Annotated in this window: 9 protein-coding genes; 3 read left to right on the top strand and 6 right to left on the bottom strand. The window is 76.5% G+C overall.

The window, feature by feature from the left end; translation table 11 throughout:
* Window positions 1-57 precede the first annotated feature (57 nt).
* From ABWK59_RS06835 to ABWK59_RS06815, 5 genes are all read right to left on the bottom strand, one after another.
* Window positions 58-1,941, bottom strand: a complete 1,884-nt coding sequence (locus ABWK59_RS06835; protein WP_354638742.1) for a non-ribosomal peptide synthetase — start codon at window positions 1,939-1,941, stop codon at window positions 58-60.
* A gap of 33 nt (window positions 1,942-1,974) precedes the next feature.
* Complete coding sequence (locus ABWK59_RS06830; RefSeq protein WP_354638740.1) at window positions 1,975-3,153, bottom strand: acyl-CoA dehydrogenase family protein; 1,179 nt, start codon at window positions 3,151-3,153, stop codon at window positions 1,975-1,977.
* Entirely contained in the window at window positions 3,150-6,308 is a 3,159-nt protein-coding gene (locus tag ABWK59_RS06825) for a non-ribosomal peptide synthetase (protein ID WP_354638738.1), read from the bottom strand. The genes ABWK59_RS06830 and ABWK59_RS06825 overlap by 4 nt, the downstream gene beginning before the upstream one ends.
* Before the next feature lie 235 nt (window positions 6,309-6,543).
* Window positions 6,544-7,827: a non-ribosomal peptide synthetase gene (locus tag ABWK59_RS06820; protein WP_354638736.1), complete on the bottom strand. Its 1,284-nt coding sequence runs from the start codon at window positions 7,825-7,827 to the stop codon at window positions 6,544-6,546.
* 126 nt (window positions 7,828-7,953) lie between these two features.
* The gene (locus ABWK59_RS06815; RefSeq protein ID WP_354638735.1) at window positions 7,954-9,315 is read right to left on the bottom strand and encodes an MFS transporter; all 1,362 of its coding nucleotides are present in this window, start codon (window positions 9,313-9,315) and stop codon (window positions 7,954-7,956) included.
* A gap of 589 nt (window positions 9,316-9,904) precedes the next feature.
* On the opposite strand from ABWK59_RS06815, the gene ABWK59_RS06810 reads away from it, so the two are divergent.
* Window positions 9,905-10,327 (top strand): hypothetical protein, encoded by a 423-nt coding sequence (locus ABWK59_RS06810; protein ID WP_354638733.1) that lies wholly within the window; start codon window positions 9,905-9,907, stop codon window positions 10,325-10,327.
* A gap of 7 nt (window positions 10,328-10,334) precedes the next feature.
* Here ABWK59_RS06810 and ABWK59_RS06805 read toward each other — a convergent pair whose 3' ends face one another.
* The gene (locus tag ABWK59_RS06805) at window positions 10,335-11,246 is read right to left on the bottom strand and encodes an aldo/keto reductase (protein WP_354638731.1); all 912 of its coding nucleotides are present in this window, start codon (window positions 11,244-11,246) and stop codon (window positions 10,335-10,337) included.
* Between the two features lie 70 nt (window positions 11,247-11,316).
* Here ABWK59_RS06805 and ABWK59_RS06800 point away from each other — a divergent pair, with 70 nt between their 5' ends.
* Both ABWK59_RS06800 and ABWK59_RS06795 read left to right on the top strand, forming a co-directional pair.
* A complete protein-coding gene (locus tag ABWK59_RS06800; RefSeq protein WP_354638729.1) occupies window positions 11,317-12,333 on the top strand; it encodes a DUF5937 family protein in 1,017 nt (338 codons plus the stop codon).
* A 165-nt stretch (window positions 12,334-12,498) separates the two neighbouring features.
* Window positions 12,499-12,975, top strand: a complete 477-nt coding sequence (locus ABWK59_RS06795) for a hypothetical protein (RefSeq protein ID WP_354638727.1) — start codon at window positions 12,499-12,501, stop codon at window positions 12,973-12,975.
* Window positions 12,976-13,052: the final 77 nt, after the last annotated feature.

Here is a 13,052-nt window from a genome sequence, read left to right as displayed (position 1 = left end):
CGGGCTCCTTCCGCGGCCCCCGGTGGTCGGGCCGGGGGCCGCTGGGACGGCGGGTGGTCAGGAGGCGGCGGGAGCGGCCGCGCGGCGGTCCGCGACCAGCCGGGCGACGGCGCGCAGGTCGGGCTGGCGCAGCAACTGCGGGGCGCGCAGCCGGACGCCGTACTCCTGTTCCAGGGCGGTGAGCAGCCGGGCGGCGGCGAGGGAGTTGCCGCCGGCGTCGGTGAAGTTGTCCTGCGGGGTGAGGTCGGCGCGGCCGAGCAGGTCGCGGCACAGCCGCAGGACCCCCCGCTCGACCGGGTCGGTGCCCTCGGCCTCGGCGCGGCCGTCGGCGGCTGCGGCGCCGGTCGGTCCGGTCGGTCCGGTCGGTCCGGTCGGTCCGGCGGGCTCGGTCGGTTCGGTGGCGATCAGTGCGGCCCGGTCCACCTTGCCGTTGGCGTCCAGCGGGAAGGCGTCGACCAGCCGGACCACCGCGGGCACGGCCTGCTCCGGCAGCCAGTCCCGGACGGCCGGCAGCAGGTCGGTGCCGGCGGTGAGCGCGGACCCGGGCGCGGGCTGGACGAAGGCCAGCAGCCGGGCCCCGCCCGCGGGGTGGGACAGGGCGGCGACGGCGGCCCGGCGTACCCGCGGGTCCCGCTCGAACGCGGCCTCCACTTCGGCCGGTTCGATCCGGACGCCGCTGACCTTCACCTGGTCGTCCAGCCGGCCCTGGAACTCCAGCACCCCGTCGGCCCGCATCAGCACCCGGTCGCCGGTGCGGTAGAACCGGTCGGCGCCGGACCCGACCGGGTCGCCGTCCGCCGGGCGGACGAAGCGGCGGGCGGTGAGCTCCGGGTCGAGGTAGCCGAGCGCCAGGCAGCGCCCGCCGACCCACAGTTCCCCGGCCTGCCCGGGCGGCACCGGCCGGCCCTCCTCGTCGGCCACCCGGACCACCGCGCCCGGCACCGGCAGGCCGATCGGCGGCGCCCCGGCGCCGTGGTCCGCGCCGGGCGCCATGCTGTGCACGGTGGTGACCACGGTCGCCTCGGCCGGCCCGTACGCGTTGTGGACGGTCGCGGTGACCTCCGGGCCGGGGGCCCGGCGCAGCCGGTCGCCGCCGACCGTCAGGTGGCGCAGCGGCAGGCCGGTCGGCCACGGCCGGTCCAGCAGCGGCTCGGCCAGCGGGGTGGGCAGCACGGCGACGGTGATGCCGGCCTCGCGCCACCAGTCGGTCAGCGCGCCCGAGTCCCAGCGGACCGCCTCGGGGGCGACCACCAGGGCGGCGCCCGAGGTGAGCGCGGCCCACAGCTCCAGCAGGTGCGGGTCGAAGGCCACCCCGATCAGCAGGCTGTGCCGGTCGCCGGGGCCGAGCCCGGTCAGGTCGCGGTACCAGTGCAGCAGGCCGGCCAGCGAGGCCTCGCCGACGGCCACGGCCTTCGGGGTGCCCGTGGAGCCGGAGGTCAGCACCGCGTAGAAGGTGCCCTCCGGCGCGGTCCTGGCGCCCTCCGGGGCCGGGGCGAACGCGGCGACCGTGCCGCCGCCCGGCAGCGGCAGCGGCAGGTGGTCGGCCGTTCGGTGGCCGGGCGGCAGCAGCGCCGGGTCGCCGACCAGGCAGGCCAGCCGGACGTTCTCGGCCACCGCCTGGAGCCGGCGCTCGCCGGGGCGGGGGCCGAGCGGCAGGGCGGCGGCGCCGAGCCGGGCGAGGGCGACGGCGACGGCGGCCAGCGCCGCCGAGTGGTCCAGGCAGACGCCGACCAGGTCGCCGGGGCGCACCCGGTCGCCCAGCGCCCCGGCCAACTCGACGGCCAGGCCGTCCAGTTCGGCGTAGCTCCAGGTGCGGTCGGCGTCGACCACGGCCGGCGCGTCGGGCGTGCGCCGGGCCAGGTCGGTGAACAGGGTGAGCACGGATCCGTCCCGGTGGGGCCGGCCGTGGGCGGTGCTGGGGATGCGAGCGGTGTCGGTCATGTCGTGGTCTCCGAGCAGGTGGCGGCGGTCGGGTCAGCCCAGGCCCATGGCCCGGGCGATGATCACCTTCTGGACCTCGGAGGTCCCCTCGATGATCGTCATCATCCGGACGTACCGGTACAGGAACTCCAGCGGGTGCCCGCGCACCCAGCCGGTGGCGCCGTGCACCTGGAGCGAGCGGTCCACCGCCCGGACCGCGGTCTCGGAGGCGGTCAGCTTGGCCAGCGCCGCGTTCTCCGGCGCCTCGGTGCCCTCGTCGACCAGCCGGGCACAGGCCAGGGTCAGCAGCTTGGACGCCTCGACCTCCGCCCGGGTGCTCACCAGGTGCTCCTGGACGTGCTGGTAGCTGCCGATCCGCGCCCCGAACGCCTCCCGCTCCCGGGCGTACTCCACCCCCAGGCGCAGCGCGTACTCGGCGACGCCGTTGCACATCGCGGCGACCACCAGCCGCCCGCGGGAGAGGCTGTCCATGGCCAGCGCGGTGGCCGCGCCGACACCCTCGGCGCCGCCGACCACGGCCCCGGCCGGCACCCGGACGCCGTCCAGGGTCAGCTCGAACAGCGGCTCCCCGGACATGCCCTCGTAGCGCTGGCCGATCCGCAGGCCCGGCTGGTCCATCGGGATCGCGAACGCCGTGGCGCCGGCCGTCGGGCCCGCGCCGTCACCCAGGTCGGTGGCGGTGACCACCAGCGCGACGTCGGCCCGGTCGGCGTTGCTGACGAAGGTCTTCCGGCCGTTGATCACCCACTCCTCGCCGTCCCGGACGGCCGTGGTGGTCAGCCGGAACGCGTCCGAGCCGGCCTGCGGCTCGGTCAGCGCCAGGCAGCGCGCCGCCTCGCCGCGCACCAGCGGCACCAGGTACCGCTCGACCTGCTCCGGGGTGCCGTGCCGCAGCAGCGGGCTGGGCCCGTCCGACCCGGCCAGCGCGTACGGCGCCAGCGGGCAGCCGCTGCGCCCGGCGGCGTGGTGCAGCAGCACCACCGCGGTGAACGGCATGCCGGAGCCGCCCAGCTCCTCCGGGTAGTCCCCGGCGTAGAACCCGAGGACCGCCGAGCGCTTGCGCACGTACGCCCGCAGCTCGGCCGGCGGCTGGTCCGCGGTCTCCGGCAACTCGGCTGCCAGCGGGACGAGTTCACGGCGGATGAAGCTCTCGAAGGCGTCCACCAGCTCGCGGTGGCCGTCCTCCAGGACGGCGGAGGGGAAGGAGTTCACCGCTCGCCTCCGGTCAGGGCACGGGCCTGGTCGGCCAGGACGGGGTGCCGGAACAGGGTGCGCAGCGCCGGGCGGCTGCCCAGCCTCGGCTCCAGCCAGGCCGCCAGCTGCGCGGCGAGCAGCGAGTGCCCGCCGACCTCGAAGAAGTGCGAGTCGGGCGTGAACCGGTCGTGGCCCAGCACCTCCCGCCAGGCCTCGGCGAGCAGCGCCTGGCCCGGGCCGGTGAACGCGGTCCCGGACCCGGCGGGCGCCTGCTCGGCGGGGTCGGGCGCCTCGGCGGCCGTCCGGGCGAGTGCCACCCGGTCCGGCTTGCCACCGGGCAGGACGGGCATGACGTCCAGCGCGGTCCAGTGGGCGGGCACCAGCGCGGCCGGCAGCCGGCCGGCCAGCGCGGCGTGCAGGGCCGCCTGATCGGGCTGCTCGGCGCCCTCCAGGAAACCGACCAGGCGGGGGCCGCCGACCGGGTCCCGGTGGAGCACCACCGCGCAGGACCGGCCGCCGAGTTCGGCGGAGGCCGCCGCCTCGATCTCCTCCAGCTCGATCCGGTGGCCGCGCAGCTTCACCTGGTTGTCCTGCCGCCCGAGGAACCACAGCCGGCCGGCCGGGTCGCGGTAGCCGCGGTCGCCGGTGCGGTACACCCGCTCGCCGTCGGCCAGTTCGGTGAACCGTTCGGCGGTCACCTCCGGCAGCCCGAGGTAGCCCTCGGCCAGCGCCTCGCCGCCGACAGCCAGCTCGCCCACCGCGCCGTCCGGCAGCGGCCGCAGCCCCGCGTCCAGCACGTGCACCCGCACCCCCGGCAGCTCGGTGCCGAGCGGGATCTCCGGGTACTCGGCCAGGTCGGCCGCGGTCACCGCGTGGACGGTGGAGGTGACGGTCGCCTCGGTGACGCCGTACGCGTTCAGCACCGTCGCCGAGGTCTCGTCGAGCAGGCCGCGCAGCGCCTCGGCCGGCAGCCGCTCACCGCCGAGCACCAGCAGCCGCGGCGACCAGCGGCCGTCCCGCAGCGCCTCCCGCAGGTCCTCCCGGACCGCCAGCAGGTAGCTGGTGGGCAGGTTGGCCACGGTCACCCCGCGGGCGGCCAGCACGGCCACCAGCTCCGGACCGGTCGGCACCTCGCGCTGCGGCAGCACCAGCGCCGCCCCGGCGGCCAGCGAGGGCAGCACCTCCTCCAGCGCCACGTCGAAGGACGGCCGGGCGAACAGCAGCACCCGGTCGGCCGGGCCGAGCCCGTACCGGCGGGTCACCGCCGCGGTGTAGCGGGCCAGCGCCGACCGGCCGACCACCACCGGCTTGGGCACCCCGGTCGACCCGGAGGTGTGGATCACGTACGCGGCGTCCGGCAGCACCGCGGCGGGCGCGGCCGGCGGGAAGGCCGGGCCGTCCAGCAGCGCGGGGACCACACCCTCGGCGGGCAGCGCCAGGGCGCTCTGCCGGGTGGCCAGCACCAGCGCCGGGGCGAGCCGCTCCAGCAGCAGCCCGAGCCGGGCCGCCGGGTCCTCGGTGGACAGCGGCGCGTACACCGCCCCCAGCCGCAGGCAGGCGAGCAGCGCCACCACGCTGTCCACCCCGCGCGGCAGCACGGTCGCGACCGGCTGGCCCGGCGCCACCCCGGCGGCCCGCAGCCGGTCGACCAGGGCGGCCACGCGGCGGTCCAGGTCGCCGTAGCCGAGCCGCTCGGTGCCGGCGATCAGGGCGAGCGCGGCGGGGTCGCCGGCGGCGGCCGGGTCCAGCACCGAGGCCACGTCGGCGACGGCGGCAGGGACGGCGACGGTCGCCGGATCCGGTACCGCGGGCGCCGCCTCCGGCCGGCCGGCCAGCCGGACGGGGGCGAGGTCGGCGAGCGCGGCCTCCGGGGAGTCCAGGTACGAGCGCAGCAGCTCCAGCAGGCGCTCGGCGAGCAGCTCGGCGGTCTCCACGGCGAACAGGTCGGCGTCGTAGTCCCAGATCAGGGTCATCCCGGCCGCGCCGTGCTTCTCGCCGACCACCCGGCGGTCGTCCGGCAGCAGCACCACGTCCAGGTCGAACCGGGTGGTGCCGGTGTTGTGCCCCTCGAAGAGTGACACCTCGAGACCGGGCGCCTGGATCCCGGGCAGCGCGGCGTCGTGCGCACTGAACATCACGTCGAACAGCGGGTTGTCCGCGCCGCCGGTCCGCAGCCCGAGCTCCCGGGTCAGCTCCTGCACCGGCACGTCCTGGAACGGCAGGGCGCGCAGCAGGACGTCGGTGACCTCGTCCACCGCCTCGGTGCCCGGCGCCTCCGGGTCCAGGCGCAGCCGCAGCGGCACGGTGTTCACGAACATGCCGACCGTGCCCTCGAAGCCCCGCGGCCGGTTGCCCACGGCCGTGCCGACCACCAGCTCCCGGTGCCCGCCGTGACGGCGCAGCAGCTCGGCGAAGAGCGCCAGCAGGGTGCTGAACGGGGTGTGCCCGTCACTGCGGCTGCGCTCGCGCAGCCGCTCGGCCAGGTCGGCGCCGATCGGCTGGCGCAGCTGCCGCCCCCGGTGCCGGCGGACCGAGCCCGGACGGGCCAGCCCCGGCAGCACCAGATCGGTCGGCGCGTCCTGCAGCTCCTTGCGCCAGAACTCCAGCCCGGCCGCCCGGGCCTCCTCCCGCGAGCCGTCGCCCTCGGCCCGTACGTGCTCCTCGTACGAGGGGGCGGCGGGCAGCTCGTACGCCTCGCCGAGGACCTCGGCGCGGTAGACGGTGAACAGGTCGCGCAGCAGGATCGCGAAGGAGTGCCCGTCGTGGATCAGGTGGTGCTCCACGTGGATCAGCCGGTGGTGGTCCTCGCCGATCCGGACCAGGTGCCAGCGCAGCAGCGGCGCCTCGGTGGTGTCCAGCGGCTCCTCGGCCTCGGCCTCCAGCAGCCGCTGGAACGCCGCCTCGGCGTCGGCCTCGCCGCTCAGGTCGCTGGTGCGCAGCCGGGGCTCGGTCCGGCCGCCGACCCGCTGCGCCGGCAGACCCTCCGGGCGCTCGACCAACTCCAGCCGCAGGCCCGGGTGGTGGGCGAGCACGGCGGTCAGGCCGGCGCGCAGCGCGGAGGTGTCGAGCGCACCCCAGAGGTCGAGTGCCGCGGTGAAGTTGTACGCGCGACTGCCCGGCTGCATCTGCTCGTGCAGCCAGACGATCTCCTGGGAGGAGGAGAGAGCGAACATGAACGGATCCCTTTGCTGGTGGCGGTTGGGTGTTCGGACGGGCGGGGTGGGGCCCGGGTGGTGGCGGCGGGTGGCCGTGGGGTGGTGGCCTCCGCCGGGGGTGCGGACGCGCCGGTTGGGGGCGGTGCGTCACGCCGGTGGCGACGGGTCGGTGATCCGTCGGACGGGGGGTGCGGGGTCGAGCGGTGGTGCGGGGTGGTGCGGGGGTCTGGGGGGCTGGTGCTGCTGTTCGGTGCTAGGCCGGGGGGTGCAGGTGGTGCCGCAGGGTGCTCAGCAGGGTCTGGAAGGCGGCCTCGGCGGCGGTGTCCCGGAGCCGTTCGCGGTCCCAGGCGAGTCGGACCAGCAGCTCGGAGCCGTGCGAGGCGGAGACCGCGAAGGGGGCGGCCAGCGGCCGGCCGGCCAGGTGGATCTCCCGGCCCTCCGTGCCGTCGAGCACCAGCGGCGGCCGGCGGCCCAGGTCCTCGAAGGTCAGCAGCCCGTCCAGGGCCCCCGACCAGCGCGCGCCGCCGGACCGGGCGGCGTGCACCACCTCGTCGAACGGGGTGTCGGCGTGGTCCAGGTCGTCCCACCAGGCGGCGCTGAGCCCGTCGAGGTCGCCCGGGCCGGGTGCGGCCGGGTGGACCAGCGTGTTGAGGAAGCACCCCAGCACGTCGGGCGCGGTGCCGGCCGGACGCCCGCCCCAGGGGTAGCCCAGGGCGAGCGGACGGTCGGGACCGAACAGCGCGTACCCGGCGGCCGACACGGCGTCCAGCAGGGCGGGGAAGACGGCCCCGCGCGCGGCTCCGGTGGCGGCCGGCAGCCGCTCGACCAGCATGCCGGTGGGCCGGGGGCCGGGCCGTCCGGCAGCGGTCGCGGTCGCGCCGGCCAGGCCGCCGAGCCGGGCCGCCCAGTGGGCGTGCGCGGCAGGGCTCGCGGCGGCCGCCTCGGCGGCCAACTGCCGTTCCACGGCGTCCCGGTAGGCGGCCACACCGTCCTCGGGAGCGCCCGGGCGGGCGGGGTCGTCGGGGTAGGCGGCGCCGAGCCCGTCGGTGACGATGCCCAGCGACTGCTCGTCGCAGGCGGCGTGGTCGAGCGCCAGGGCCAGCACCTCCTCCTCGGCCCCCGGCTCGGCCGCGACCAGCAGCCGCAGCGCCGGCCCGTCGGCCGGCCAGTCCAGCAGCGCCTGCCGCAGCGCCTCGGCCGCGGTGCCGCCGGGGGCGACCGGGACGGTGGCCACCTCCACGGAGGGTGCGCCGAGCCGGAGCACCGGCGTCCCGCGCAGTGCGGTGAACCGGCCGCGCAGCGCCGGGTGGCGCTCGGCCAGGCGGACGGCGGCCCGGCGCAGCCGCCCGGGGTCGACGGTGCCGCGCGGGAAGGCGAAGAACAACGGCACCACGTCCGGGCGGCCCTGCGGGTCGAGCCGGCGGGTGAGCAGGAAGCGGCGCTGGGCACCGGTGAGCGGCAGCAGCTCCGCCGGGCCGCCCTGGGCCGCGGCGGACCGGTACCGGTCGAGGTACGCGGCGGTGATGCTGGTGGGCACGGGAGTCCTGCTTTCTGGGCGTGGCGGGTCTCGGGGCGTGGCCGGGCGGTTCGGGCTCGGGTTCGGGTCCTGATCCGGGCTCCGGCTCGCGCAGGGCTCGCGCAGGGCTCGGGCTCAGGCTCGGGCTCAGGCGGTGCGGCCTCCCGGGTCCCCGCTCGGGACGGTGTCGCGGGGTGCGGCCGGGTCGGACTCGGCGGTGGGGACGGGGAGTTCGGTCGCGGCGGGGGCGGGGAGTTCGGCTGGGGCGGGCAGGTCGCGCAGCCCGCGCAGCGGGGAGAACAGCAGCGGGAGCGGTACGAGGAGGAAGCCGAGGGCGCACATCCACAGCGCGGCGCGCGGCCCGGCGGCGTCGGCGGCCGCCCCGCCCGCGAGGGCGCCGAGCGGCAGGGTGCCCCAGACGAGGAAGCGCATGGTCGCGTTCATCCGCCCCAGCAGTTCCGGCGGGCAGACGGACTGCCGGAAGCTGACCTGGGCGACGTTGTAGACCACCGCGCCGAACAGCACCGCGCCCGAGCCGGCCGCGAACAGCACGGCGCCGGCACCGCCGCGGGCCAGCGGCCAGAGCAGCGCGAACGGCGCGGTGACCGCCGTGGACAGCAGGATCAGCCGGGCCTGGCCCACCCGTCCGGCCAGCCACCCGGCGCTGAGCGCACCGGCCAGCCCGCCGACCGCGGAGACCGACAGCAGCAGGCCGACGGCCAGGGGGGAGAGGTCCAGGACCCGGACCCAGAAGACGGTCTGAACGGCCATCAGCACCGCCGCGAACAGGTTGGACAGGGCGGTGGCGGCCGCGATCACCCGCAGCAGCGGGTGCCGCAGCACGAACCGGACCCCCTCGGCGACCTCCGCGCGCAGCGTCCGCCCGGGCTCCGGCGCGGGCGGCGCCGCCTCGGCGGCCCTGATGCGCAGCAGCAGTACGGCCGAGGTCAGGTAGCCCACCGCGTCGGCGACGATCGCCAGTGGCGCCCCCAGCAGCTGCACCAGCCCACCGCCCAGCCCCGGCCCCGCGATCTGCGCCGAGGACCGGACGGTCTCCAACGCGCCGTTGCCACGGACCAGTTGCTCACGCGGCAGGACCTGCGGCAGGAAGGACTGGTGGGCGACGTCGAAGAACACCGTCGCCACCCCGGTGACCAGGGCCACCAGGTACAGCTGGGCCATGGTCAGCACACCGGCCAGCGCCGCCGGCGGGATCGAGCCGACGGCCAGGCAGCGCACCACGTCGGCGCGGACCAGGACCGGCAGCTTGCGCACCCGGTCCAGCCACGCACCGGCGGGCAGCCCCACCAGGAGGAAGGCGGCGGTCTCCGCCGCGGTCAGCAGACCCACCTGGAACGGGCTCGCGTCCAGCTCCAGCACCGCGACCAGCGGCAGCGCCACCAGGGTCACCTGGCTCCCCGCCTGGGCGGCGGCCGCGCCGGCCAGCAGGTGCCGGAAATCGCGGTGGGCGAGCAGGCGATCCGGGGTCGGACGAGGCATGTCGTTCATCTCTTCGACTCTCGGTCACGAATTCGATCCCGCGAAACGGGCAGGACCATTTCCGGACTTCCCTCCTGACGTCCGGATCCGGCCGCTCCCGTCCCCGCTCCGGCGGACCTCAAGGCACCCGTCCGGTGCCCGCCCGGCCCCCGCGGCCCGTACGAGCCGTGGGGAAGGCCGCACCGCGGGGCGCGGCGGGCGGCCTGTCCATACCGCCGTCCGTTATCCGGACGCACACCTTCACGCCATCGGACGGACCTCTTCAACATGGCCGGAACGCGTGAACGCCTGGCGGTACGTCATGTTCCGCTCACCGTACGGTGATAGGGTCGACCGTTCGTTTACGCTCCCCGGGCCTGCGTAACCGGCTTGCCGCTGAAGGGGCGCCGGGAACTGCGCGCTGCGGGAGTCTGCGGGCCCGTATGTGCTCTCGTGCAGCAGTGACTGTCCTGCGGCGGCTACCGGTGGGTGGCCTACCGATTTCGCGCAGTTCTCCGCCGGCCTTGGCGGCTGGGAGGTGCCTCCACGCGCCCCTCAAGAACTCGCTTGCCCGGTGAGGTGAACCGGACGGGTCGGCTCCGCCGATATGCTCGCGCAGGTGACGACCCGCGCTACCCGCCATCCCCGGTTACGGCGGGCCCTGCTGAAGGCCGCCGCCCTCGGTTCGGGACTGGGCTTCCCCGCCCTCTACGGCCACTGGTGGTTCGCCGCCCGATCGTTCATCCGTACCTGCGATCTCGGCCCCGGTGGCGGCTGGCTGCTCCGCACGGGCGAGAGCAGCCTCCCCCCGGACGCGTGGTGCACCTTCGAGGGCGGTACCGTCCACGCCACCCCGAACTGGGCCGCCCCCGTCCTGTTCGCCCTGCTGGCCACCGCCGCCGTGGCCTCCGTCACCCTCCTCGCCGGCCTCGCGGACTCCGTCGCCCTCACCGGCCCCGCCCTCGCCCTCCACCCCGGCGAACCCGAGCTCGAACCCGAGCTCCACCCCGTCCAGCCCGTCCAGCCTCTCCATGTCGACTGAGTGACAGTCAGATCGCCGCCCGGTGCGCCGAGTCGAGCAGCTCCAGCTCCTTCGCCGACAGCCGCAGTGCCCCCGCCGCCACGTTCTCGGCCAGGTGCCCCGGGTCCCCGGTGCCCGGGATGGCGAGGACGTGCGGCCCGCGCGCCAGCGTCCACGCCAGCCGGACCTGCGCCGGCCCGACGCCGTGTGCCCGCGCGACCGCCAGTACCTCGGGGCTCTCCGCGCCGACCGCGCCCGCCTGTCCCGAGGCGCCGGCGATCGCGTAGAACGGGACGAACGCCACGCCCTTCGCCCCGCAGCTGCGCAGCAGCCCCTCGTCCTCGGGTCGGGCGGTGCCGATGCCGTACCGGTTCTGCACGCAGACCACCGGCGCTATGGCCTCGGCCTCGGCCAGCTGTCCGGGGCGGATGTTGGACAGGCCCAGGTGCCGGATCAGGCCGGCCTGCCGCAGGGCGGCCAGGGCGCCGAACCGTTCGGCGATGGAGTCGGTGCCGAGGATCCGCAGGTTCACCACGTCGAGGTGGTCACGGCCGAGTTGGCGCAGGTTCTCCTCCACCTGGCCGCGCAGCTGCTCGGGGGTGGCATGTGGCAGGAAGGCGCCGGACGGGTCCCGGCCCGGTCCGACCTTGGTCGCGATCACCAGGTGCTGCGGGTACGGGAAGAGGGCCCGGTTGATCAGCTCGTTGGCGGAGCGCAGCCGGGAGAAGTAGAAGGCGGCGGTGTCGATGTGGTTCACGCCGAGGTCGACCGCCCGGCGGAGCACCGCGACGGCCCGGTCGCGGTCGGTGGGGAGCGCGTCGGGGTGGAACGCCTCGCCGGTCTGGGTCAGCCGCATCGCGCCGAAGCCGATCCGGTTGACCTCCAGGTCGCCCAGCCGCCAGGTGCCCGACGCCGCGGCGTCGATGGTCTTCGATGTCATGCCGGCGATGCTGGCGGGGCCGGTACGATCGCGGCCATCGATTAAGGCAGAGCCGAATCGGAGGGTGGCCATGCCGGCGGAACTGGAGTTCTCGGCCGAGGACCTGGCGCAGCTGCGCTTCGCCGTCTCGCCGATGTGGCAGCTGGGGACGGGCTTCCGGCTGCTGCGGACCGGCGCCGCGCACCCCGTGCACCGGTCCTGGCTGGACCAGGTCCGGCCCCGGGTGGCGGCCGCCGGCCTGGACGCGGGCTGGCTGGCCGAACTCGTCCCCGCCACCGGCTACTGCCCCGACTTCCTCAACCCGGCCCCCGCCGGACCCGCCCCCGCGCTGGTCGAGGAACTGGACCGGATCCGCGCCACCCCCGCCGCCGTGGTCCGGCGCGAACTCGACCACCTGGCCCACCACCACGGACGCCTCGGCCCCCGGCTCCGCACGCTGTACGCCGACCCCGGGGCCCGGCTGGCCAGGGTGGCCGAGGAGATCGAGGCGTTCTGGGAGGTGGCGATCGGCCCGTACTGGGCGCGGATCCGGGCCGTCCTCGACGCCGACGTCTTCCACCGCGCCCGGCAGGTCGCCGAGTACGGACCCGGCCGACTGCTCAACGAGCTGCACCCGGCGATGAGTTGGGCGCAGGGAACGCTCCGGCTGGTCCGTCGCCGGCACACCCTGGAGCGCGGTACGGCGGGGCAGGGGCTGCTGCTGATCCCCTCGGTGTTCAAGGGTCCCGGCCTGTCCACCCGGGTCTCCCTGCCCGACCCGCCCCAACTCGCCTACCGGGCCCGGGGGACCGGCACCCTGTGGGAGAGGCGACCGGTCCGCGGCGGCGAGGCGGTGGCGGCCGTCCTGGGCCGCTCCCGCACCCGCCTGCTCACCGAACTGGACTCCCCGGCCTCCACCACCGACCTGGCCCGGCGTACCGGCATTTCCGCCGCCGCGGTCTCCCAGCACCTGATCGCCCTCCGCAGCGCCGGCCTGGTGAGCGCCCACCGGGCCGGCCGCTCGGTCCTCTACGCCCGGACCGCCGTCGCCGACTCCGTCCTCGCCGCCGCCGACTCCGCCCTTCACGCCGCCGCGGATCCCGCCTGAGCGAAACTAATTGAACACGTTCAAATGGCGGAGTAGAGTGATGCTCCGTCAGGTCGCGCGTCCCGCCGACCCGACGGATCGCGTCTGCCCGGGGGGCACATTGGCCAGCACGAGGGACTCCGCCTGGTGGGGAAGCCTCTCCGACGCCCAGCGGAGGACCGCCCCGTGACCCCGGAAGCGAAGAAGCCCGCCCGCCCGCGGCGCCGGCTGTGCCTCGTCCTCCTGGCGGGCCTGATCCTCCTGGCCACCTCGGCCGTCCTCGGGAGCGGGGACTCCCTCCTCTTCCGCACCGACTGCGGGCCCGCCGCGGCGTCGGTCGGCGGCCGGATCCCGGACGGGGCCTGGGACGCCGAGTGCCGGCGGACCTACGGCTTCGACCGCCCGACGTACACGGTGCGGTTCCGCCTGCCGCGGCAGGGCGTGTCCGACGCGGTGGTCCGGGCGTTCCCGGCCTTCCGGGCGGAAGGCTGCCACGGCCCCGAGGACACCTACGGACCCAAGTGCGCCGACCAGTCCTATGTCCGGTTCTCCCTGCTCGACCCGGCAGGCGTCCGCGGACGGTCACCGGAGAACATCGTCTTCACGGCCGGGTACACGGACGACGCGACGGCCCTGATCGACCTCCAGGTGTACGACGTCTGACGCCGCCGCCGCCCGACTGCCCGCGCCGCCGCCCGACCTGCCGGAGCCGGCGGTCGGTCGGGTCGGTCGGACGGTCG

The sequence above is a fragment of the Kitasatospora sp. HUAS MG31 genome (genome assembly GCF_040571325.1).
Taxonomy (GTDB): domain Bacteria; phylum Actinomycetota; class Actinomycetes; order Streptomycetales; family Streptomycetaceae; genus Kitasatospora; species Kitasatospora camelliae.
The sequence above is the reverse complement of the archived record's forward strand: the minus strand, read 5'-3'. Positions and strand labels throughout refer to the sequence as shown.